This window comes from Plantibacter lichenum, from assembly GCF_050587525.1.
GTDB lineage: Bacteria > Actinomycetota > Actinomycetes > Actinomycetales > Microbacteriaceae > Plantibacter.
Genome location: NZ_JBOBFT010000007.1, coordinates 226,170 through 249,368, shown reverse-complemented (window position 1 = coordinate 249,368; position 23,199 = coordinate 226,170). Strand labels below are relative to the sequence as shown.

The window sequence follows — 23,199 nt, the reverse complement described above, 5'->3', positions numbered from 1 at the left end:
ATGCGTGCACTCCTGGGAGAAACCGTCGTCGCCGAGGCCCCTGAAGAGGACCTCATCAAGATCGAGGGGAACTGGTACTTCCCGCCGTCGAGCGTGACGAAGGGCCTCCTCGTCGAGAGCCCGACGCCCTACACCTGTCCGTGGAAGGGCGAGTGCCAGTACTTCAGCATCAAGCAGGGCGACGACGTCGCCGTCGACCAGGCGTGGAGCTACCCGAACCCGTACCCCACCGCGTTCGATCGCGTCGGCAAGGACTTCGCCGGCTACGTCGCGTTCGCGCCCGGCGTGACCGTCACCGACTGATCGCCCGCGTGAGCTGCCCGGACGCCGAGGCGACCCGATGAGCGACTCCGCCGAGCTCCGGCCCGACGACCGTCCGCGCGGGCCGGAGCGGGGCGACGAACGTCCCATGCTCGAAGCATTCCTCGACCATCAGCGCGCATCGGTCGTCTGGAAGGCGCGCGGGCTGAGCGATGCCGATGCGGCGAAGCGCCTGCTCCCGAGTCTCACGACGGTCTCCGGTCTCGTCCGACATCTCGCCGACGTCGAGCGCAGCTGGTTCCGCGAGGACATGGACGGGCAGGAGTTCGTTCCGGTCCACTACTCCGACGAGGATCCGGACGGTGAATTCCGGGTGACCGCCGAGGACTCGCTCGAGGAGATCATCGCCGATTACGAACTCGCGTGCGCAGAATCCCGCGAGGTCGCATCGAAGTACTCCCTCGACGACCTGAGCGCCGCGGGGGACGGCCGTTTCTCGCTGCGCTGGATCATCCTGCACCTCATCGAGGAGACGGCGCGCCACCTCGGGCACATCGACATCCTGCGCGAGCAGTTGGACGGGGTCACCGGCGAGTAGCCGTCGGCGCCGACGCACGTCACGACGAGGAGCACCGATGATCCAGGTCACGTTCGATACGGCTGATCCGCACGCGCAGGCCGCGTTCTGGGCTGCGCTCCTGCACTACGAGGTGGAGCGGCACGGGGCGTTCGTCGACCAACTCGTCGCGGACGGGCGGTTGCCGGAGAGCGGCAGGATCGTCATCGACGGGCAGAGCGCGTTCCGGGAAGTCGCTGCTGCGAGGGATCCAGCCGGTGTGGGCCCGCGCCTGTACTTCCAGCTCGTGCCGGAGGGGAAGTCCGCGAAGAACCGCGTCCACCTCGATCTGCCGGCCGGATCCGCCGGACTCGAAGTGGAGGTCGAGCGGGCCGAATCGCTCGGCGCGACGAGACTGTGGCGCACCGCGGATCGAGGGCCCGTCTCGCAGACGATGGCCGATCCGGAGGGCAACGAGTTCTGCATCGCCGGCGACGTGTGAGGCGTGGTGCCGACTGGCGGCATCGACCGGGCAGCGCTGCTCAGGGCAGCAGTTTGCGCAGCGTGCGCACGTTCCTCGTGGTCGTCGTCGCCTTGTAGCGTTTCTTGGCCGACTCCTTCGCGAACGCGGTGTCGACGCTCATGCCCTTCGGCACCTCCCAGTAGAGGACGCCGTGGCCTTCCTGCACACGGTCCGGTTGGTCGTCGAGCGTCTTCGTGAACGCGAGGAGCTCGTCGAGCGACGACTGCTCTGACCCGAACATGACGTATGGCTGCAGCTCCGGCGTCTCCTCCCACGGGTAGTCGTCGACGACCGTCTGGAGCGCTCCCTGGGAGCTCAGCACGATCCACGCCTCGTATCCGAAGGTGTCGGCAAGCGCCTGTTCGATGTCGCGTTTCAGTCCATTGGCGTCCGTTGCTGAACCGGGGGAGGTGCCGTCTGCGGTGAAGAGCACGTTGCCGCTCGCGAGCACGGTTTTCACGTCGGTGTATCCGAGGCCCGTCATCATCGTCGCGAGGTCCGCGGATCTGACGGTGATCCCGCCCACGTTGACGCCGCGCAGCAACGCCACCCATCGTTCCCTGGGCGTCGTCGTCGCGGCCACGTCAGGCGCCCGCGCGACCGGTGTCGGAGCCGTCCGATGCCGCGGCGCGGCGACGCATCGACGGCGTCACCTCGCGGTGCTCCCACGTGAGGAGGAACCGCGGGTCGAAGGACCGGGAGCACTTGCCGCACGACGTCGTGCGGGTGGGGCGTCGGTGGCGGTAGAGCAGGTGGCCTGCCGGGCAGGTGCCCACCCACGGCGCGAGCTCGTCGGCCGTCTCGCCGTCGTGCAGGCGTGAGCCCTCGTACCCGAGCTCTGCGGCGATGCGCTTCCACTTCACCCCGTGGCCCGCGCGGGGACCGGCGAGCGCGTGGGCGACCTCGTGCAGGAGGATCTGGTGGATCTCATCGTCCTCGTACCGCGCGGCGAGGTACCGGGAGACAGTGATGCGTTTGGTCGTGAAGTTGCAGAGGCCCGCGCGGCGCTTCGCGTTGTCGAAGCCGAACGTCCACACGGCAGGGTCGAGGTGCAGCGTGATGAGAGCCTGTGCCCATGCGGTGACCCGGCCGAGTTCTGCCATGTGGTCAGGGTACTCCCGGCCGCCGACATCGGTGTCCCGCGTCGCGTGTCGCGTTCCGATCGAGTCCGCTCCGTGACGGGGATGCGACCGGTCGGTGATCGCCGTGTCCGCCCCGCGCCGTCGACCCGCTCGGCTCACTTCGCTTGGAAGATCCCCTTGCCGGGACTCGGCGACGGGACCGCCGTCGCATCGGTCACCACGGAGGCGCCCGCGATGAAGTCGCGCAGTTCCCGGCCGGAGACCGACTTGGCCGGGTGCGGGCCGGCGGCCATGAGGCGCGGGAGGTAGTCGAGGGGGAGTTCGGTGTTGGAGCCGACGAGCACGACGTTGCCGAAGCGGCGGCCCTTGAGGACCTGCGTCTCCGCCAGGGCTGCGACGTGCGCGACCGAGTTCGCGAGCGTCGCGGCCTGACCGCGCGCGAAGGCGAGGCCCTGGCCATCGGCGACGTTCACGACGATGACGCCGCCCGGCGCGAGCAGGTCCACGGCCGACGCGTAGAACTCCGTGCTCGTGACGTGGGCCGGGGTGTTCGCTCCGCTGAAGACGTCGACGACGACGAGGTCGACGGTCCCGTGGAGTCCCGGCGGCAGCTTGGCGACGATCTCGCGCGCGTCGCCGTAGCGGACGCGGATCTGGGCGCGCTTGGGGAGGGGGAGGTGCTCGCGGACGAGTTCGACGAGTTCCCGTTCGAGTTCGACGACCTGCTGCCGTGATCCGGGCCGCGTCGCCTCGACGTAGCGGGGGAGCGTCAGTGCGCCGGCGCCGAGGTGGACGGCGGTGATCGGTCGTCCGGGCGTGCCGATCTGGTCGATGATGTGCCCGATCCGCTGCACGTACTCGAAGAACAACTCTTCCGGGTTGTCGAGGTTGACGTGCGACTGCGGTGTTCCGTCGACGACGAGCTGGAAGGTTCCGGGCACGAAGCGGTCGGCTTCGATCTTCGCCAGGTAGCCGCTGACCCCGAGTCGTACCTGTGGCTCGTCCATCCTCCAACTGTATGCCTCCGTGTCTGCCCGCCGCGCCGCCCTCCCATCGAGCACAACTCCTTCAATCCGGACTGCGGCTCGGTCCGCATCCCCGGAAACACGGGGATCCGCGGATCCGGACAGTCCGAATCGAAGGAGTTGCGGTGGCCTCAGTAGGGGAGGGGCAGGACGACAGCTGGACGTTATACCGGAGATGTGAAAACTCGTCAAGCAAAGACTGGACACGCCGGGATTTCCGGCCTATAGTTGTTCTTTGCGCTCCCAGATCTTTCCTGCCTTCATATTGCGGTCGGCTTCGCGTGTACGGTTCACTCCGTCACCGGCTCGAATCTGTGAGTAACTCCACTGACGACCAGTAACTCGGCCCCCAACAGGCCCCCGGAGGTTATCCCTTGGCTGCTGCGCGCAACGCATCCACCAACTCACCCAAGAACGGCCGCGGAGCATCCCGCCTCTCGTTCGCGAAGATCACCGACACGCTGACGGTTCCAGACCTTCTGGCTCTGCAGACCGAAAGCTTCGACTGGCTGGTCGGCAACGACGTGTGGAAGGCACGCGTCGCTGAAGCCACCCAGGCCGGCAGGCAGGACCTGCCGACGAAGAGCGGCCTCGACGAGATCTTCGAGGAGATCTCCCCCATCGAGGACCTCGGCGAGACGATGCAGCTCAGCTTCGCCAACCCGTACCTCGAGCCGGAGAAGTACTCGATCGACGAGTGCAAGGAGCGTGGCAAGACCTACGCTGCTCCGCTGTACGTCGAAGCAGAGTTCATGAACCACCTCACCGGTGAGATCAAGACGCAGACGGTCTTCATGGGCGACTTCCCGCTCATGACCGAGCGCGGAACGTTCATCATCAACGGCACCGAGCGCGTCGTCGTCTCCCAGCTGGTCCGCAGCCCGGGCGTCTACTTCGAGTCCGCTCAGGAGAAGACTTCCGACAAGGACATCTTCTCGGCTCGCATCATCCCGAGCCGTGGCGCATGGCTCGAGTTCGAGATCGACAAGCGCGACCAGGTCGGCGTCCGCATCGACCGCAAGCGCAAGCAGTCCGTCACCGTGTTCCTCAAGGCCCTCGGCCTGTCGAGCGAGGAGATCCTGCAGGAGTTCCAGGGCTACGAGTCGATCGAGCTCACGCTCGAGAAGGACACGATCCTCACCAAGGAAGACGCGCTGCGCGACATCTACCGCAAGCTCCGTCCGGGCGAGCAGGTCGCTGCCGAGGCCGCACGTGCGCTCCTCGACAACTTCTACTTCAACTCGAAGCGCTACGACCTCGCGAAGGTCGGTCGCTACAAGATCAACAACAAGCTGGGCCTCGACAAGCAGCTCAGCGACTCGGTCCTGACCGTCGACGACATCGTCGCCACGATCAAGTACCTCGTCGCCCTGCACCGCGGCACCACCACGCTGCCCGGCGTGCGCAACGGCAAGCCCGTCGACCTCCGTCTCGACACGGACGACATCGACAACTTCGGCAACCGTCGCATCCGCGCCGTCGGCGAGCTCATCCAGAACCAGGTCCGCACGGGTCTGTCCCGGATGGAGCGCGTCGTCCGCGAGCGCATGACCACGCAGGACATCGAGGCGATCACGCCGCAGACCCTGATCAACGTGCGACCCGTCGTCGCCGCGATCAAGGAGTTCTTCGGAACGTCGCAGCTCTCGCAGTTCATGGACCAGAACAACCCGCTCGCGGGCCTGACCCACAAGCGTCGTCTGTCTGCCCTCGGACCCGGTGGTCTGTCCCGTGAGCGCGCAGGCGTCGAGGTGCGAGACGTTCACCCGTCCCACTACGGCCGCATGTGCCCCATCGAGACCCCTGAAGGCCCGAACATCGGTCTGATCGGTTCGCTCGCATCCTTCGCGCGCATCAACTCGTTCGGTTTCATCGAGACCCCGTACCGTCGCGTCGTCGCCGGTCGAGTGACCGATGACATCGACTACCTGACCGCCATGGAAGAGGACGACTACATCGTCGCCCAGGCCAACGCTCCGCTGAAGGCGGACGGCCACTTCCAGGAGGACCGCGTGCTCGCCCGCAAGAAGGGCGGCGAGGTCGACCTCTTCCCCGCAGACGGCATCGGCTACATGGACGTGTCGCCTCGTCAGATGGTCTCCGTCGCGACGTCGCTCATCCCGTTCCTCGAGCACGACGATGCGAACCGCGCCCTCATGGGTGCGAACATGCAGCGTCAGGCCGTTCCGCTGCTCCGTTCCGACTCGCCGCTCGTCGGCACCGGTATGGAGGGCTACGCAGCCATCGACGCCGGCGATGTCGTCACCGCCGACAAGGCCGGCGTCATCCAGGAGGTGTCGGCGGAATCCGTCACCATCCAGCTCGACGAGGGTGGAACGCAGACCTACTACCTGCGCAAGTTCGACCGCTCCAACCAGGGCACGAGCTACAACAACCGCGTCATCGTCTCGGAAGGCGACCGCATCGAAGCCGGTGAGGTCATCGCAGACGGCCCCGCGACGGAGAACGGCGAGCTCGCGCTCGGCAAGAACCTCCTCGTGGCGTTCATGACGTGGGAGGGTCACAACTTCGAGGACGCGATCATCCTCAGCCAGAACCTGGTGAAGGACGACGTCCTCTCCTCGATCCACATCGAAGAGTACGAAGTCGACGCTCGCGACACGAAGCTCGGCAAGGAGGAGATCACCCGTGACCTCCCCAACGTCAGCCCGGAGCTCCTGAAGGACCTGGACGAGCGCGGCATCATCCGCATCGGTGCAGAGGTTCGCCCCGGCGACATTCTCGTGGGCAAGGTCACGCCGAAGGGTGAGACCGAACTCTCCGCCGAAGAGCGTCTGCTCCGCGCGATCTTCAATGAGAAGAGCCGCGAAGTGCGCGACACCTCGCTCAAGGTTCCCCACGGTGAAGCCGGCACGATCATCGCCGTCAAGGTGTTCGACGCACAGGACGGCGACGACGAGCTCGGCTCAGGCGTCAACCAGCGTGTGGTCGTCTACATCGCCCAGAAGCGCAAGATCACCGAGGGCGACAAGCTCGCCGGCCGTCACGGCAACAAGGGTGTCATCGCGAAGATCCTGCCGGTCGAGGACATGCCGTTCCTCGAGGACGGGACCCCTGTCGACATCATCCTCAACCCGCTCGGCATCCCCGGTCGAATGAACTTCGGCCAGGTGCTCGAACTGCACCTCGGTTGGATCGCCAAGCAGGGCTGGAACGTCGAGGGCAAGCCGGCCTGGGCCAAGAAGCTCCCTGCCGCGGCGCACTCGGCCGAGCCGAACACGAAGGTCGCGACCCCCGTGTTCGACGGCGCGTCGGAGGAGGAGATCGCTGGTCTCCTCGACTCGACGAACGTCACGCGCGACGGTGACCGTCTGATCGGTTCCAGCGGAAAGACCCGTCTGTTCGACGGTCGTTCCGGTGAGCCGTTCCCCGCACCGGTGTCGGTCGGCTACATGTACATCCTGAAGCTGCACCACCTCGTCGACGACAAGATCCACGCACGCTCCACGGGTCCCTACTCGATGATCACGCAGCAGCCGCTGGGTGGTAAGGCGCAGTTCGGTGGACAGCGCTTCGGTGAGATGGAGGTGTGGGCCCTCGAGGCCTATGGCGCCGCCTACGCACTGCAGGAGCTCCTCACGATCAAGTCCGACGACATCCTCGGCCGCGTCAAGGTGTACGAAGCGATCGTCAAGGGCGAGAACATCCAGGAGCCCGGTATCCCCGAGAGCTTCAAGGTGCTGATCAAGGAAATGCAGTCGCTGTGCTTGAACGTCGAGGTCCTCTCGGCCGACGGCACCGCAGTGAGCCTGCGCGACACCGACGACGACGCGTTCCGCGCCGCCGAGGAGCTCGGCATCAACATTTCCTCCAGGTTCGAGTCCTCGTCGATCGACGAGATCTAAGCCTGACCACTGTAGAGACTGACGAAACCTTTCATAGGAGATACATTGCTCGACGTCACAACTTTTGACGAGCTTCGCATTGGTCTGGCCACCGCAGACGACATCCGTGCCTGGTCGCACGGTGAGGTCAAGAAGCCCGAGACCATCAACTACCGCACCCTCAAGCCCGAGAAGGACGGTCTGTTCGGTGAACAGATCTTCGGACCTTCCCGTGACTGGGAGTGCGCCTGCGGCAAGTACAAGCGTGTCCGCTTCAAGGGCATCGTCTGTGAGCGCTGCGGTGTCGAGGTCACGAAGTCGTCTGTGCGCCGTGAGCGCATGGGCCACATCGAACTGGCCGCGCCCGTCACGCACATCTGGTACTTCAAGGGTGTTCCCTCGCGTCTCGGCTACCTGCTGGACATGGCGCCGAAGGACCTCGAGAAGGTCATCTACTTCGCGGCCTACATGGTCATCGATGTGGACGAGGACGCACGTCACCAGGACATGCCCGGCCTTGAGAACGAGCTCCGTCTCGAGATCAAGACCCTCGGCGACCAGCGCGACTCGCGCATCGCGGACCGCCTGAAGAAGCTCGAAGACGACCTCGTCGTCCTCGAGGCCGAAGGTGCCAAGAGCGAGCAGAAGCGTCGCACCAAGGACGCCGCTGAGAAGGAGATGGGTCAGACCCGCAAGTCGTACGACGAGCAGATCGCCCACCTCGAGCGCGTCTGGGAGGACTTCCGCAACCTGAAGGTCGGCGACCTGAAGCCGGAAGACGCCGTGTTCCACGAGCTGCAGGACCGTTTCGGCCTGTACTTCGAGGCGTACATGGGTGCAGAGGCCGTCAAGAAGCGCCTGCTGTCCTTCGACCTCGCTGCCGAGTCCGAGCTGCTCCACCACCAGATCGCGGAAGGCAAGGGTCAGAAGAAGATCCGCGCCATCAAGCGTCTGCGCGTGGTCAACTCGTTCCTCATCACCGGCAACTCGCCGGCCGCGATGGTCCTCGACGTCGTCCCGGTGATCCCGCCGGAACTGCGCCCGATGGTCCAGCTGGACGGTGGCCGCTTCGCGACCTCCGACCTCAACGACCTCTACCGTCGTGTGATCAACCGCAACAACCGTCTGCGTCGTCTGCTCGACCTCGGTGCGCCCGAGATCATCGTGAACAACGAGAAGCGGATGCTGCAGGAGGCCGTTGACGCACTGTTCGACAACGGTCGTCGTGGTCGTCCGGTGACCGGTACGGGTAACCGTGCGCTCAAGTCCCTCAGCGACATGCTGAAGGGGAAGCAGGGTCGGTTCCGTCAGAACCTCCTCGGCAAGCGCGTCGACTACTCCGGCCGTTCGGTCATCATCGTCGGCCCGCAGCTGAAGCTGCACCAGTGTGGTCTGCCCAAGCAGATGGCTCTGGAGCTCTTCAAGCCGTTCGTCATCAAGCGTCTGATCGACCTGAGCCACGCTCAGAACATCAAGGCCGCGAAGCGCATGGTCGAGCGCAGCCGTCCCGAGGTCTGGGACGTGCTCGAGGAGATCATCCGCGAGCGTCCGGTGCTGCTCAACCGCGCACCGACGCTGCACCGTCTCGGCATCCAGGCGTTCGAGCCTCAGCTCGTCGAGGGCAAGGCCATCCAGCTGCACCCGCTCGTGTGTGCTGCGTTCAACGCAGACTTCGACGGCGACCAGATGGCTGTCCACCTGCCCCTGTCGGTCGAGGCCCAGGCCGAAGCTCGCATCCTGATGCTCGCTTCGAACAACATCCTGAAGCCGTCCGACGGACGCCCGGTCACCCTGCCCACGCAGGACATGATCGTCGGTCTGCACCACCTGACCACGCTCAAGAGCGGTGTCGAGGGTGAAGGCCGTGCGTTCTCGTCCGTCGCCGAGGCGATCCTCGCCAAGGACCAGGGCTCGCTCGACCTCAACGCCAAGGTGCGGATCCGCCTGCACGACATCACCTTCGCCGAGGGCGCTGCGCCCGAGGGCTACAAGGGCAGCGGTGTGGCGCTCGTCACGACCACGCTCGGTCGCGCACTCTTCAACGAGGCGCTCCCGGATGACTACCCGTACTTCGAGGACATCGCGGACAAGGGCAACCTGTCGTCGATCGTCAACGACCTCGCGGAGCGTTACCCGAAGACCGTCGTCGCGGCGACCCTTGACAACATCAAGGACGCCGGCTTCCACTGGGCCACCCGTTCCGGTGTGACCGTCGCGCTCAGCGACGTCCTCACGCCGCCGAACAAGCGCGAGATCGTCGCGGGCTACGAGAAGCAGGCCGCGAAGGTCCAGAGCCAGTTCGACAAGGGTCTGACCACCGACACGGAGCGTCGTCAGGAGCTCATCAAGATCTGGACGGAAGCCACCGAGAAGGTCGCTGAAGCCATGCGCGCGAACTTCCCGGAAGACAACACCATCAACCGCATGGTGTCGTCGGGTGCTCGTGGTAACTGGCTGCAGATCCGCAACATCGCGGGTATGCGAGGCCTGGTGAACAACCCGAAGGGTGAGATCATCCCTCGCCCGATCATCTCCTCCTACCGTGAGGGCCTGTCGGTCGCGGAGTACTTCATCGCGACCCACGGTGCTCGAAAGGGTCTGGCCGACACGGCTCTCCGTACGGCCGACTCCGGGTACCTCACGCGTCGTCTCGTCGACGTCTCGCAGGATGTCATCATCCGCGAAGACGACTGCGGTACGTCGAAGGGTCTCGAGCTCGCCATCGCGAACGTCGACAGCCAGGGCAACCTGGTGCGCGACCCGAACGTGGAGAACTCCGTGTTCGCCCGTTCGCTCGCCGCTGCCGCCGTGGACCCCAAGGGGACCGTCGTCGCCGAGGCCGGCGAGGACGTCGGTGACGTGCTCATCGACAAGCTCGTGACCGCCGGTGTGGAGAACATCAAGGTCCGTTCGGTCCTGACGTGCGAGTCCACCGTCGGTGTGTGTGCAGCCTGCTACGGCCGCTCGCTCGCCACGGGCAAGCTCGTCGACATCGGTGAGGCCGTCGGCATCATCGCCGCACAGTCGATCGGTGAGCCGGGAACCCAGCTCACGATGCGTACCTTCCACACGGGTGGTTCTGCATCGGCCGACGACATCACGCAGGGTCTGCCCCGCGTGCAGGAGCTGTTCGAGGCTCGTACCCCCAAGGGTGCGACTCCGATCGCCGAAGCCGCTGGTCGCATCACGATCGACGAGAACGACAAGGCCCGCAAGGTCATCCTGACGCCGGACAACGGCGACGAGCCGGTCATCTACCCGGTGCTGAAGCGTGCGGTCCTCCTCGTCGAGGATGGACAGCACGTCGAGCTGGGTCAGAAGATCCACGTCGGCGCCGTCGACCCGAAGGAAGTCCTGCGCGTGCAGGGCGTCCGTGAGGTGCAGAAGCACCTCGTCGGTGGTGTGCAGGGCGTCTACCGTTCGCAGGGCGTCCCGATCCACGACAAGCACATCGAGGTCATCGTGCGCCAGATGCTGCGGAAGGTGACCGTCGTCGACCACGGCGACACCGACCTGCTGCCTGGTGAGCTCGTCGACCGGCTGCGCTACGCCGAGCTCAACCGCTCGGCCGTGTCCGAGGGTCGCCGTACGGCATCGGCTCGTCAGGAAGTCATGGGTATCACCAAGGCCTCCCTCGCGACCGAGTCGTGGCTGTCGGCCGCTTCCTTCCAGGAGACCACGCGTGTGCTCACGCAGGCCGCCATGGAAGGCAAGAGCGACCCGCTGGTCGGCCTCAAGGAGAACGTCATCATCGGTAAGCTCATCCCGGCCGGTACCGGTCTGCCGCGCTACCGCAACGTGATCGTCGAGGCGACGGAAGAAGCCAAGGCGGAGCGTTACCCGAACCGGATCTTCGGTGAGGACGGCGCGTTCAACGAGTCCGATCTGAGCTTCGTCGACTTCGACAGCTTCAGCTCCGACGACTTCACCCCGGGGAACTACAACTAGGGTTCGGTCGCACGTCGTGAGGGCCCGTCTGCTTCGGCAGGCGGGCCCTTCGGCGTACCCGGCGCCGGGTCCATACCACCGCGATGTCAGGGGTGGCCCGGGTTGCATGGCAGTCCGGGCTCAGACATCCTGGTCGGATGACTGATCACGACGGCGAGCAGCGACCAGCCGAACCGCACCACCAGCCGGAGCACGTTCCCCACCAGCCGGCGGGCGCCCCCGTCGTGTCCGCTGATGAGCCGGTCGCGCGCCCCAAGCGGAACCGAGGTGTGATCATCCTCGGCGTCGCGGCGGGTGCTCTGACGGTCGCGCTCGTCGTGATGGTCGGTCTCATCGTGTTCGGGCAGTTGGGCGGTGCGCCGGCGGCGACGCCGAGCCTGCCCTCGAGCAGCACTCCCGTCGCCGATCCCACGGACATACCGACCACGGAGCCGTCGAATCCGCCCGTCGCCGGCGGCCCGGTCATCCCCGCCACCTGTCCGGAGCTCTTTCCGGCCGGGTACATCGAGGACCTCACGAAGGACGGGTTCCTCGCGCTCAATCCGGCCTGGACGAACGACACGATCGACACCGAATTCATCGGCTCGAACGATGCTGCGCTGCAGGACCTCCTCTCGACGACGTCCGGCCGATTGAACTGCACCTTGACGAAGGCGAGTGGTGGCGGAGAGGTGTTCACCCTCACGAACATCGCGGCCGTGGCGGCTGAGCGCCAGGCCGCAGCACTCGCCCGCATGAACGAAGCGGGCTTCACGTGCACCGAGGAGCACGGAGGCACAACGTGCTCCATCGAGCAGAGCGGTGACGGTGCCGACGTGGGCGAGCGTCACTTCCTGAGGGACGGCACGTGGGTCGCGACCCGCTGGGCGAACATCGCGCTCACCGGCTGGACCGACACGATCGTGAAGTCGCTCTTCCCCTCCTGATCCGCGGCAGGATCTTCGTCAGCGCACGCGAGCCGATCTGCGGCCGGGAGCAGGGGAACAGCGCTAGGCGATGCTCCAGTAGTACACGGCGCCACCGGGGTGGTACTCGGTGATCGCCCAGTCGACGGAACGGTCGACGGTGTCGTCGGTGTGCCCCGCATAGCGGATGTCGATGCCCGTGGCCGTGGGGACCACAGCGGTCACGATGCCGGTGTGGTCGCGGTCGCCGCTCCTGTCCCAGTCGAACTGGACGATGTCGCCGACCTTCACCTGCGCACGCTGCGTGTCGTCGAGCGCCGTCGCGAGCTCGGGGTGGTCCTCCGCGTAGTACATGAAGTACGTCGAGCTGACCCAGGCCTTCGAGAAGTCGAAGTCGTCCGCCGACCCCTCGGCCCACCAGTCCTCCGACATGGTCCAGCCGCGGGCCAGGAGACTCTGGCTCGCGAAGTTCGCGCAATCCGTGTCGGGGAGCGAGCCGTAGTGGGCGAGGTTGTAGCTGTTCCAGTGGGCCGCGACGTACGCCATCTGCGTCCGGACGGCTTCGGGGAGGGCCGGATCGAACGCCGGTGTGATGCCGGTGCCGGCGGGGTCGGCGGTGGTCCCGGCGGCCGCGGGCACTGCATCGGTCGACGGGGCTGGCGTCGCGGACGGGGGCACGAGCTCGGATGCGCCCGCCGTCCGTTGGACGCCTGAAGCGCCGGACGTCGCGCGCTGGACGTCGGCGACGCCGAAGGCGACGCACGCCGCGAACCCGGTCACGGCGAGAGCCGACACCACGATCGTCCGCCGGCTCACGCGGGACCGCTGCGCGCCGGAATCGGTGTCAGAGGGGTGGTTCGCGGAATGGCGAGGCGTCATGCGGTGGGGCTCCGAGGCGTGGGGAAGAGGCGTGGGGCGAAGAGGCGTGCCGACCGGCACGGGGGAGGAGCCGGTCGAACACGTGCCTCCATCAGAGCAATCCGAGCTATGCCGACGATTGCCGTTCGGCCTGAATTCGGCCTGAATCGGGCTCGGAGCCTTGCGAGGGCTGCGATGTCAAGTCCCCAGCCGCCCAGCGCGGTTCCCCGGCATCGGCCCGCACCGTTGCTACAGTGGCGGACGAGGTGCCGCCACGGCGCCGATGAAGGAGCGAGTCATGAGCAACCCGACCCCCGCATCAGGTCCGTCGGATCGTGCCGAGGCGGATGCCGTCGCGCGTGATGCCGCCGCGCGTGACGCCGTCGACGCCGCCGATGCCGGAGCGGACGAGACCGTCGCATCCGACTCGGCGCGCTCGCATGAGGAAGCCGGCCACACCGCGGTGATCCCACCGTCCGAGTTGCCTGCAGAGCGCTCCGATGACGCCCAGGCCGACGCCCGCGCCGCAGAGCCCGTCGTCGTCCCGCCGATCCTCGACGAGCCGGATCTCAGCAGCCCAGCCGTCTCCGAGCCCGTCGTCATCGTGCCTGAGACCGCGCCCTCTGCTCCCGCCGCCCGCGAACCGCTGCCCGTCCGTCAGGCCTGGTCCGAACCGTCGGACCGACAGGTCGATGACGAAGGAACACCGACGGTGGCGAGCACCGTCGTCGACGACGAGCAGCACCCCTACCCGGCGGCGGCGTACGCGCCGGTCCCGGAGGCCGGCTCACAGCCGCTCACTCCTGCGCAGCAGCAGTTCCCGCTCTTCGTGCAGGCGCCGGAAGCACCGCGGGACCGAGGCAACCGCGGTTTCGGCATCCTCATCGGCCTGCTCGGCACAATCGTCTTCGCAGCGATCTACGCAGCAGCGGTGACGGGCCTGCAGCTCGTCTACCCCAACGCCACCGTGCGCGCGGGCGGCGACTTCGTCGACATCCTCCTCTCCCTCGTGACGAGCTGGGTCTTCATCGTCCCCGTCGTCGTGTTCTTCTTCGCCTGGATGATCACCGCGGTCATCATCAACCGGGCCGGCTGGGTCCACTGGGTCCTCGGCGGGTTCGTCATCGGCCTCGTGACCTACCTGTCCTGGTTCGGCGGCTTCCTGCTGCAGGAGCAGGCGTGGAAGCTCGGCGGCACCGCATCGCTGAAGCTCGTCCTCGACAACGCGTTCGCATTCGGCCCGGTCATCGCGTTCGTCGTCGCCCGCGAGATCCCCGTGTGGCTCGGCGGGTGGATCGGCGCCCACGGACGCAGGGTCCGCGCGCAGAACCTCGAAGCCCAGCGCGAGTACGAGCAGGTGCTCGACGCGGGTCCCACCGTCGCACGCTGACATGTCCGACCGCCCGAGCTCGTCGCGAGGGCCCTGGTGGGTCGCGCCGTTCGCCGTCGTCACGTATGTGGCGCTCGTCGTGTGCGCGTTCGGCTTCATCAGCCTCCTGACCAACCTCGAGGTGATCGAAGAGGTCGGCACCAATCCACTCGTCGGCCCGATCATGGTGGTCGTCCCGACCGTGTTCCTCTTCGTGATGATCCTGCGTGAGTCGCGCAGGGTGCCGCCGCGCGTTGAGGTGTGGTTCGCACTCGTCTGCGGCGTCGTCGCGTGGTTCCTCTACGCGTTCACGGGAGGCGTCCTCGAGTGGCTGGGGTCTGGCGACGGTGCGCACGCCGTCATCCTGTTCGCCTCAACGATGGTCAGGCCGTTCGCGATCGCGGTCGGCGTCATCGCGGTCGTGACCGTCCTCGCGGCGGCCGCCGTCGCAGCGAACGCCGCCGGGCATCCGCCGAGGCCGCGCTGGCCCTGGGAACGGCGCGACACCCCGTGAGCTGCCATAGACCTGACATGGACCTGCCGTGGACCTGCCGTGGACCTGCCGTGGGAGAGTCGGTGCGTGCGATGCCGTGCGGCATAATCGTGCACGGGCGACGGCACCGCACGGGTGACGGCGCCGTACTGTTGACCGCACCGCACCGGTGACGGCACCGTACTCGGGGAGGACGAACGCATGAAGCCGCAGGAGCTCGCGAGGACCGGCATCGACGTGGACGCCGCCGTCGCACCCGACGGAATCGTCGCACTCGTGCAGGCCGCCGTGGCCGAGTCCGGGGCGGACGCCCAGTCCACGAGGCGATGGGTGGCGATCGACGGCGGGACGAGCGCGGACATCCGCCTGAGCGTCGCTTCCGCGGACGAACCTGCGCCGCTCATGACGTTCGCCATCACGACCGGTCGGTCGCAGCGGGGGACCGCGGCCTCCTCCTACGTGCTCGATCACACGATCGCGAAGGTCAAGCGGGTGCGGTCGCTCGCCGGTCAGGAGACGTACCTCGCCTTCCTCCGAGGGCTCGCACGGCTGGCCGTCGAAGCCGATCCGGGCGCGACGGTGTCGATGCGCGTGGGAGCGGAAACGCACGTGGTGCAGGCTCCGCCGAGGGGCCGTGCTCCTGAAGCGCCCATGGTGCAGGACACACCCGCCGTGCACGATCCGATCGTCGTGCCAGAGGAGACGACGACCGTTCCCGATTCGGTTCCGGCTTCGGTGCCCGCTCCCGTCTCGGCTGCTGCCCCGGCTGCCGTCCGGGCTGCAGTCTCGGCTGCTTCGCCCGGCATCCCCATCGCGCCTGCGCAACCGCCGGAATCATCTGACGTCGTGCCTCCTCGCATCGAGGTCCCGCCCGGCCTCATTCAGGTGCCGGCCGGTCTTCTGCCCGGCGCCCCGCGTGCGGCGCCCGACGTGCAGGTTCTACCGGTCGTCGTTGCGGCGCCAACTCCGCCTGTTGCGCCCGTCGTGCCCGTGCCCGTCGTGCCCGTGCCCGTCGCAGCCGCGATCGACGAAGCCACTGTCGTCTCGCCTGTCGCCGGCGGCTTCATCCTGGAACTCCCCAACGGGGACCCCGTCGCGCTCGACTCGAGCGTGCTCATCGGGCGGAACCCGGCCGCGCAACCCGAGTACGCGGGCGCCAGGCTCGTCGCCGTCCTCGACCCCCGCATGTCGGTGTCGAAGACACACACGGCCATCACCGTCGGACGCCGCGCGCTCCGGGTGACGGATCTGCACTCGACGAACGGCACGACCGTCACCGATGCGTCCGGCGCCGTCGTCGTGTGCAGCCCTGGAACGACCGTGACGGCGGAGCCCGGATCGACGATCACCGTCGGCGAGTTCGCGATCGTCGTTCGGCGGGGCTGAGTAGATTCGGGTCTCGATGGGGAGCGCTCCCCATCGAATCGGCACGGCTCCGCGGCTACGCTGAACGATGCCTCACAGGCCGATCTGCGCGCGGAGTTCTCCACAGCGGCCACGCCGCGGACGTCCTGTTCGGGGCTGTCGATAGTCTGATCGAGGCTCGGCACTGCGACCGCGAGCCGACAGGGGATCACCGATGCGCATCAAGCTCACGCTCACGAGACCGACGGGGACCGTCGACGACATCGTCGTGACCACGGACGCCGCCGCAAGCATCGCGGAGGTCGCGAGCACGATCGCGCGAGTGGACCCGCAGGGCCCCGACTCCGCCTCGGCAGAGTTCACCCTCCACGCGCGGTTGCCCGGATCCAGCGAAACACTCCCGCTCCCTCCCGAGGCCGCCATCGGGGAGGCCTGGGTCGGCTCCGGCGCCGTCATCGAACTCGCGGACGCCGGCGTGTACTACGCCTCCGCGCGCACCGGCCATGCCCCGACGATCGCCGTGCTCCGTGTCCTCGACGGCCCGGACGCCGGACGCGAGTTCACGCTCCCGGCCGGCAGTTGGACGATCGGTCGGGACCCGTCGTGCGACGTCGTGCTCAGCGATCCACTCGTCTCGAAGCGTCACGCGCGGGTCGAGATCGGTGCCGAGCTGGAAGTCATCGACCTCGGCGCGGCCAACGGCATCGTCGTGGACGGCGGCATCGTGCAGCGCCTGCGAGTCACCGACCGCGAGCGGATGCTCATCGGCGACTCCGAGGTCGAGCTCGCCTACTCGGACACGGTCGCCAGGTCCGGAGTCGTTCCGAAGGCCGGGCCGTTGTTCTTCAACCGCTCGCCTCGCGTTGAGCACCGCTACGCAGGCCAGGAGTTCCCGGCACCGGAGCCGCCCACGGAGCGCGAGAGTCAGCCGTTCCCGCTCCTCGCCATGGTCGCGCCCATCCTCGTCGGCGGGGCGATGTTCATCATCACGAAGAGCGCCATCTCGCTCCTCTTCATCGCCATGACCCCGCTCATGCTCGTCGGCAACTACTTCACGGGGCGCGGGCGCAACAAGCGCCAGCTCAAGAAGCAGATCGCGATCTTCGACGAACGGCTCGCCTCGCTCAAGGAGCAGTTGGCGGAGGAACGCGTGATCGAGCACGACGTCCGGATGCGCGAGGCGCCGTCCACATCGGAAGCGCTCACGGAGGCCCTCACACGCGGGCCCCTGCTGTGGACGCGGCGTCCGGAGCACTGGGCCTTCCTCAACGTCCGGCTGGGAGTCGGCACGATGCCCTCGCGCAACGAGATCTCCGGCAAAGCACGCGACGGCTATCTCCCCGAGTTCCAGAAGCGCCTGGAGGCCGTCAAAGAGGAGTTCGGGATGGTCGCGGACGTCCCGATCATCGACAACCTGTACGACGCGGGAGCCCTCGGCATCGCCGGTTCGCCGGAGACCGCTGGCGGCGCCGTCAATGCCGTGCTCGTGCAGCTGACGGCGTTGCACTCGCCCGCAGAGCTCGTCGTCTCGGCGATCGTCTCACCCTCGTGGTCGTCGTCGCTCTCCTGGGTCAAATGGCTCCCGCACGCCTCGTCCCCCCACAGCCCGCTCGAGGCCAACCACCTCGCGGACAGCGTGTCGAGCGGCAACCTGCTGTTGTCGGCGATCGAGGAGCTGGTGGCGACTCGGCTCAAGGACGCGCGCGCCGAGGCGTCACGACGCGGCGCCCTCGACGACAAGCACGCGGCACAGGAACGTGGCGCAGACGTGGGCACGAAGGGCGGCGGCGACACCGGAACGAAGTCACCCGTCCCATCGGTCGTCCTCCTCGTCTCGGACGACGCCGGCGTCGATCGTGCGCGGCTCGTCCAGCTGGCCGAGATCGCAGCCGATGCAGGTGTCTTCCCCATCTGGATCGGGCCGGACGTCCAGTCCCTCCCCGCGGCGTGCCGCACATTCCTTCGTGTCCCCGAGGCGGGCTCCGGCGTCGACGCCCCGGCGAGCGTCGGGCTCGTGCGACTCGGCTACACGATCGAGGACGCTCGGCCGGAGTACGTCGATCCGCAGACCGCACTCGACTACGCGCGCCGCATGGCTTCGGTCATCGATGCCGGAGCGCTCGTGGAGGACTCGAGCGACCTGCCGCGCTCGGTCTCGATGGTGACGCTCCTCGGATCCGACCTCGCGTCATCGAGCGACGCCGTCGTGGACCGCTGGCGGCAGAACTCCTCCATCCACGACCGGACGCCGGGCGCAGTCCCGAGGCCCCGTCGCGCCGGAGGCCTCCGTGCCACGGTCGGCTCGTCCGGCGTCGACGCGATGCACCTCGACCTCCGCGCGCAGGGTCCGCACGCCCTCGTCGGCGGCACCACGGGGGCCGGCAAGAGCGAGTTCCTGCAGGCGTGGGTGCTCGGCATGGCCGCCGAGTACAGCCCCGACCGCGTCTCATTCCTCTTCGTCGACTACAAGGGCGGCTCGGCCTTCGCCGATTGCGTCACGCTGCCGCACTGCGTCGGCCTCGTCACCGACCTCAGCCCGCACCTCGTCCGACGCGCGCTCACGAGCCTCCGCGCTGAACTGCACTTCCGGGAGCATCTCCTCAACCGCAAGAAGGCGAAGGACCTCCTCGAACTCGAGAAGCGCGGCGACCCAGACAGCCCGCCGGCGCTCGTCCTCGTGATCGACGAGTTCGCCGCCCTCGTCGGTGAGGTGCCGGAGTTCGTGGACGGCGTCGTCGACATCGCACAGCGGGGCCGGTCGCTCGGGATCCACCTCATCATGGCTACACAGCGCCCGGCCGGTGTCATCAAGGACAACCTGCGAGCCAACACGAACCTCCGAGTGGCGCTGCGAATGGCCGACGAATCGGACAGCCAGGACGTCGTCGGCGTCAAGGACGCCGCACACTTCGACCCGGGCGTCCCCGGCCGCGGCATCGCGAAGACCGGTCCGGGTCGACTCACCGCGTTCCAGTCCGGATACGCGGGCGGCTGGACCAACGACGAACCGAAGCGGTCCGACATCGAGGTCCGTGAGCTCCGGTTCGGCGGCGAGACGCGCTGGGAGGAACCGCGCGGGGCCGAAGCCGACGAGGACCGCGACCTCGGACCGACGGACCAGCAGCGGATCGTGTCGCAGATCATCGAAGCGGCGACCGAGGCCGCCATCCCGCCTCCGCGTCGACCTTGGCTCGACGAACTCGCGAGCGTCTACGACCTCGGTCGGCTGCGCCAGCGCACCGACGCCGAACTCCTCATCGGCGTCGCAGACCTCCCGGATTCGCAAGAGCAGAAGCCCGTGTACTTCCGGCCAGACGTCGACGGACACATCGCGGTCTTCGGCACGGGCGGTTCCGGCAAGAGCACGGCGCTCCGGACCCTCGCGACGGCCGCCGGCATCACACCTCGCGGCGGACCGGTGGAGGTGTACGGGCTCGATTTCGGCGCAGGCAGCCTGCGGATGCTCGAAGCGCTCCCGCATGTCGGCTCGATCATCCCGGGCGACGACCAGGAACGGGTCATCCGGCTCCTTCGCTTCCTGAAGGAGCAGATCGACGACCGCAGCCTCCGCTACGCCGAGGCGAACGCCTCCTCCATCACCGACTACCGGCGCGTGACGGGACGCCACGACGAACGCCGGATCCTCCTCGTGGTCGACGGCTTCCAAGCCTTCCGGCAGGAGTTCGAGACGACGCTCGGCCTGTCCACCTGGTACGCGCTCTTCCAACAGTTCATCACCGACGGGCGTCAGCTCGGCATCAACGTCGCCTTCAGCGCAGACCGCCCCGGTTCCGTACCCACGAACATCAGCTCCGGTGTGCAGCGCAAGATCGTGCTGCGCCTCGCGGACGAGACCGGGTACCAGATCCTCGGTGTGCCGAAGGACATCCTGAGCGCAGAATCCGTACCGGGGCGGGCGATCGTCGACGGCCTCGAGACGCAGGTCGCGATTCTCGGCGGTTCTCCCGTGCTCGCCGATCAGTCGGCGGCCACCGTCCGGCTGGCCGAAGCGATGGTGCGCAGCGGCAATACGATCACGACACCACCGATCGGCTCGCTCCCCAAGGAACTGCCTGCTGAGGCGCTGCCCGCCCTCGTCGCCGGCCAGCCCGTCCTCGGCATCGGCGACACGGACCTCGCGCCCATCGGCTTCGACCCGACCGGTGCGTTCCTCGTCGGAGGCCCGCCCGGGAGCGGGCGGACGAACACCGTCGCCGCGTTGCTCGCCGCAGTTCGTCGGTTCGACCCGTCGTCCCGCTTCGTGTACTTCGGCAGCCGCCGGTCCGAGCTCCTGCGCACGCTCGACTGGGACGACTCCGCGGTGACTCCGGAGGCGATCGCGGAGCAGGCAAAGATGCTGTCGGCAGCGATCGCTGCGGAGACCACGACCCAGCGGACGGTCGTGGTGATCGAGACGATCTCCGACTACCTCAACGGCATCGCGGACCCGCCGCTCGTCGAACTCATCAAGACCATCAAGCGGAGCGACCACCTTGTGATCGCCGAGAACGAGGTGTCCGGCTGGGCGTCGTCGTGGCCGCTCATGGGCGAGATCAAGAGTGCTCGTCGTGGCATCCTGTTGCAGCCGGAGCAGATGGAGGGCGATCTCGTCCTCCGCACGACGTTCCCACGGCTCGCCCGTCGGGACTTCCCGCCGGGCCGTGGCATGTACGCGTCGCGTGGTGCGCTCGTGCGGGTGCAGGTGCCGCTCGCTGATGCCTTCGTCCCCGTCGACTGAGCTCCGGAATCGTCCGCCCCGTCGCTGAGAACTCCGGAGGCGTCCGCTCCGGTCGCTGGGCTCCGGAGGCGTCCGCGTCGGTCGCTGAGCTTGTCGAAGCGCCTCCCAGAGCCCGGAGCCCGTCCGGGTGGTGATCTCGCTGGTTGCACGGGCGATCGCCCTTCGACAGGCCCAGTTCCCGGAGCCCGGAGCCCGACCCGGTCGCTGAGCCCGGCGAAGTGCTGTGGTCGTCCGTCTCTCCGCACTCCATCCGTTCCGTTCACTGAGCTTGTCGAGGTGCGTTGCCCTCGCAATGCCGCCGCGCTTCTCGCTCCGGTCACTGAGCTTGTCGAAGTGCGTTGCCCTCACGATGCCCCGCGCCTCTCAGCCCCGGTCACTGAGCTTGTCGAAGTGTGGTCCCGGTCACTGAGCTTGTAGAAGTGTGGGGTCCAGGTGCGCAGAAGTTCTCCACAATCCCTTCGAACGCCTGTTCTAGAACACGGGTCCTTGGTATTCTTGATGAGTGGACATACCTTCGACTCCGGACGCGATCGCCGCTCGTCTCACGAGCCTCGGCGAGCAGATCGTCGCGGAAGACGTCTGTATCGCCACAGCCGAAGCACGCAGGGCAAATCTCTTCGCTGAGGCCGCCCGTCTCTCCGATCTCACCGCGTTGACGCTCGCTCCACCCGGCACGACCCCGGCCCGGGCGAAGGACCTCGCCCGCCTCTCCCTGCACCTGGAACTCTCGGCGATGACGAGGGTTCCGGAGCGCACGATCCAACATCGCATCGCGGAGTCCGGAGTCCTCGTCGACCACCTCCCTGCCACGCTTGCTGCGCTCTCCGGGGGTTCGATCTCGGTCGGGCATGCCCGGGTGATCGTGGAGCAGCTCGCGGATGTCGACCCTGCGGACCGTATCGAGTTCGAGACCCGGATCCTGCCCCTCGCACAGACCCGCACCGCCGCCCAGCTGAAGCAGTACGCCCGGCAGCTGCGGGAGAAGCTCCACCCGGAAACCATCGGTACCCGGCATCACCGGGCCAGGCAGGACCGCCACGTGACCCTGTCCCCGGCACCGGACGGGATGTCGTGGCTGTCGATCCTCACCACGGCGACCATCGCGACCGCCGCCTACAACCGCCTCGCCGACCTCACCGCGAACACGCAACGCCGCGGTGACCCGCGGACGCGTGCGCAGTTGATGGTCGACAACGCCCAGAGCCTGCTCCTCTACGGTGTCACGGCGTCCTCCGGCCCTCCAGCCACGGTCGCGGCGCCCGAAACTACTCACCCCAGGGTCGAGGACGACGAGGTCCCGACCTGGGCGGCACGGTCAGTACCAGCGCGCCCCGCCGCGTCCATGGACGACACGGCGGTCACACCAACACGGAACGTGGCTGTCCTTGACCGTGACGAGCGCCGTCCGAGCGTAGAGCCCGCTCTGGGTGTCGGCCCGCTCCCGAGCATCGAGGACATCACGGAAGGCATCATCCCCACCGTGCATGTGACGGTCCCGGTGCTGACGATCCTTGGCCACGAGCACCAACCAGGTTCCCTCGAAGGCTACGGTCCCATCGATCCGGAGACTGCGGTCCGGCTGAGCGTGCACGCGAAGTCCTTCACCCGGATCCTGACGCATCCCGAGACCGGGACGGTCCTCTCGGTCAGTCGAGAACGATACGTCCCACCCGTCGACATGAAACGAGCCCTCGCGATCCGAGACACGCACTGCCGAGCACCGGGCTGCAACCGCCTCGCGAAGGGGTGCGAACTGGATCACACGGTGCCGTGGTCGGAGGGAGGTGAAACGAACGTGGGCAACCTTGCGCACCTGTGTCCGAAGCATCACCACCTCAAGCACGAAACCAACTGGTCCCTCAAGCCGGGCCCAGACGGGGTGCTGCATTGGATCAGTCCGAGTGGTCAGGTGTTCACCACGGAACCGGATCCTCCGGACTGGTACCCCCTCGAACCACTCCCCGACACATGACCACATCAACCCGGTCACTGAGCCTGTCGAAGTGTGGACGCTTCGGATCGGTGGACCCTTCCTTTCGAGAGGCTCAGGGACCGACCCTGCACCCGGTCACTGAGCCTGTCGAAGTGGGGACGCTTCGGATCGGTGGGCCCTTCCCTTCGACAGGCTCAGCAACCACCAGGAGCGGCATGGGGAGTGGTGCCCATTGGGTGAACCACGGGTGTGTGTTTACATGATGAAGGCACCGCGGACGTCGGTGACGACAACGAAG

15 protein-coding genes are annotated in these 23,199 nt (G+C 67.4%); 11 read left to right on the top strand and 4 right to left on the bottom strand.

Features of this window, described 5'->3' with window-relative positions; genetic code table 11:
* The 3 genes from ACQ3HB_RS11865 to ACQ3HB_RS11855 are packed head-to-tail and all read left to right on the top strand — an operon-like array spanning window position 1 to window position 1,319.
* Window positions 1–303: a DUF427 domain-containing protein gene (locus tag ACQ3HB_RS11865; protein WP_430920260.1), complete on the top strand. Its 303-nt coding sequence runs from the start codon at window positions 1–3 to the stop codon at window positions 301–303.
* Between the two features lie 37 nt (window positions 304–340).
* The gene (locus tag ACQ3HB_RS11860; protein ID WP_430920259.1) at window positions 341–859 is read left to right on the top strand and encodes a DinB family protein; all 519 of its coding nucleotides are present in this window, start codon (window positions 341–343) and stop codon (window positions 857–859) included.
* A 37-nt stretch (window positions 860–896) separates the two neighbouring features.
* Window positions 897–1,319 carry a VOC family protein gene (locus ACQ3HB_RS11855; RefSeq protein ID WP_430920258.1) on the top strand — a complete coding sequence of 141 codons (423 nt, stop codon included), beginning with the start codon at window positions 897–899 and terminating at the stop codon, window positions 1,317–1,319.
* A gap of 40 nt (window positions 1,320–1,359) precedes the next feature.
* On the opposite strand, the gene ACQ3HB_RS11850 is transcribed toward ACQ3HB_RS11855, so the two are convergent.
* The 3 genes from ACQ3HB_RS11850 to ACQ3HB_RS11840 form a co-directional block, all read right to left on the bottom strand.
* The gene (locus ACQ3HB_RS11850) at window positions 1,360–1,890 is read right to left on the bottom strand and encodes a DUF1697 domain-containing protein (RefSeq protein WP_430920257.1); all 531 of its coding nucleotides are present in this window, start codon (window positions 1,888–1,890) and stop codon (window positions 1,360–1,362) included.
* A 34-nt stretch (window positions 1,891–1,924) separates the two neighbouring features.
* The gene (locus ACQ3HB_RS11845) at window positions 1,925–2,443 is read right to left on the bottom strand and encodes a SprT-like domain-containing protein (RefSeq protein ID WP_430920256.1); all 519 of its coding nucleotides are present in this window, start codon (window positions 2,441–2,443) and stop codon (window positions 1,925–1,927) included.
* 134 nt (window positions 2,444–2,577) lie between these two features.
* Window positions 2,578–3,429, bottom strand: coding sequence for a spermidine synthase (locus ACQ3HB_RS11840; protein ID WP_430920255.1), 852 nt, complete (start codon window positions 3,427–3,429; stop codon window positions 2,578–2,580).
* A 392-nt stretch (window positions 3,430–3,821) separates the two neighbouring features.
* Between ACQ3HB_RS11840 and rpoB the strand changes: the two genes are divergently transcribed.
* The 3 genes from rpoB (at window position 3,822) to ACQ3HB_RS11825 (ending at window position 12,166) form a co-directional block, all read left to right on the top strand.
* On the top strand, window positions 3,822–7,313 hold the full coding sequence (gene rpoB, locus ACQ3HB_RS11835) for a DNA-directed RNA polymerase subunit beta (RefSeq protein WP_430920254.1): 3,492 nt from the start codon (window positions 3,822–3,824) through the stop codon (window positions 7,311–7,313).
* A gap of 45 nt (window positions 7,314–7,358) precedes the next feature.
* Entirely contained in the window at window positions 7,359–11,240 is a 3,882-nt protein-coding gene (locus ACQ3HB_RS11830; RefSeq protein WP_430920253.1) for a DNA-directed RNA polymerase subunit beta', read from the top strand.
* A gap of 137 nt (window positions 11,241–11,377) precedes the next feature.
* Window positions 11,378–12,166, top strand: a complete 789-nt coding sequence (locus tag ACQ3HB_RS11825; RefSeq protein ID WP_430920252.1) for a hypothetical protein — start codon at window positions 11,378–11,380, stop codon at window positions 12,164–12,166.
* Between the two features lie 63 nt (window positions 12,167–12,229).
* Here ACQ3HB_RS11825 and ACQ3HB_RS11820 read toward each other — a convergent pair whose 3' ends face one another.
* Window positions 12,230–13,024, bottom strand: a complete 795-nt coding sequence (locus tag ACQ3HB_RS11820) for an amidase domain-containing protein (RefSeq protein WP_430920251.1) — start codon at window positions 13,022–13,024, stop codon at window positions 12,230–12,232.
* 277 nt (window positions 13,025–13,301) lie between these two features.
* On the opposite strand from ACQ3HB_RS11820, the gene ACQ3HB_RS11815 reads away from it, so the two are divergent.
* From ACQ3HB_RS11815 to ACQ3HB_RS11795, 5 genes are all read left to right on the top strand, one after another.
* Entirely contained in the window at window positions 13,302–14,393 is a 1,092-nt protein-coding gene (locus tag ACQ3HB_RS11815) for a hypothetical protein (protein WP_430920250.1), read from the top strand.
* 1 nt (window position 14,394) lies between these two features.
* The gene (locus tag ACQ3HB_RS11810) at window positions 14,395–14,886 is read left to right on the top strand and encodes a DUF6121 family protein (RefSeq protein ID WP_430920249.1); all 492 of its coding nucleotides are present in this window, start codon (window positions 14,395–14,397) and stop codon (window positions 14,884–14,886) included.
* 180 nt (window positions 14,887–15,066) lie between these two features.
* On the top strand, window positions 15,067–16,251 hold the full coding sequence (locus ACQ3HB_RS11805) for an FHA domain-containing protein (protein WP_430920248.1): 1,185 nt from the start codon (window positions 15,067–15,069) through the stop codon (window positions 16,249–16,251).
* A 193-nt stretch (window positions 16,252–16,444) separates the two neighbouring features.
* Complete coding sequence (locus tag ACQ3HB_RS11800; protein WP_430920247.1) at window positions 16,445–20,968, top strand: FtsK/SpoIIIE domain-containing protein; 4,524 nt, start codon at window positions 16,445–16,447, stop codon at window positions 20,966–20,968.
* Window positions 20,969–21,470: 502 nt separating this feature from the next.
* Complete coding sequence (locus ACQ3HB_RS11795) at window positions 21,471–22,940, top strand: HNH endonuclease signature motif containing protein (RefSeq protein ID WP_430920246.1); 1,470 nt, start codon at window positions 21,471–21,473, stop codon at window positions 22,938–22,940.
* The last annotated feature ends 259 nt before the right edge of the window (window positions 22,941–23,199 follow it).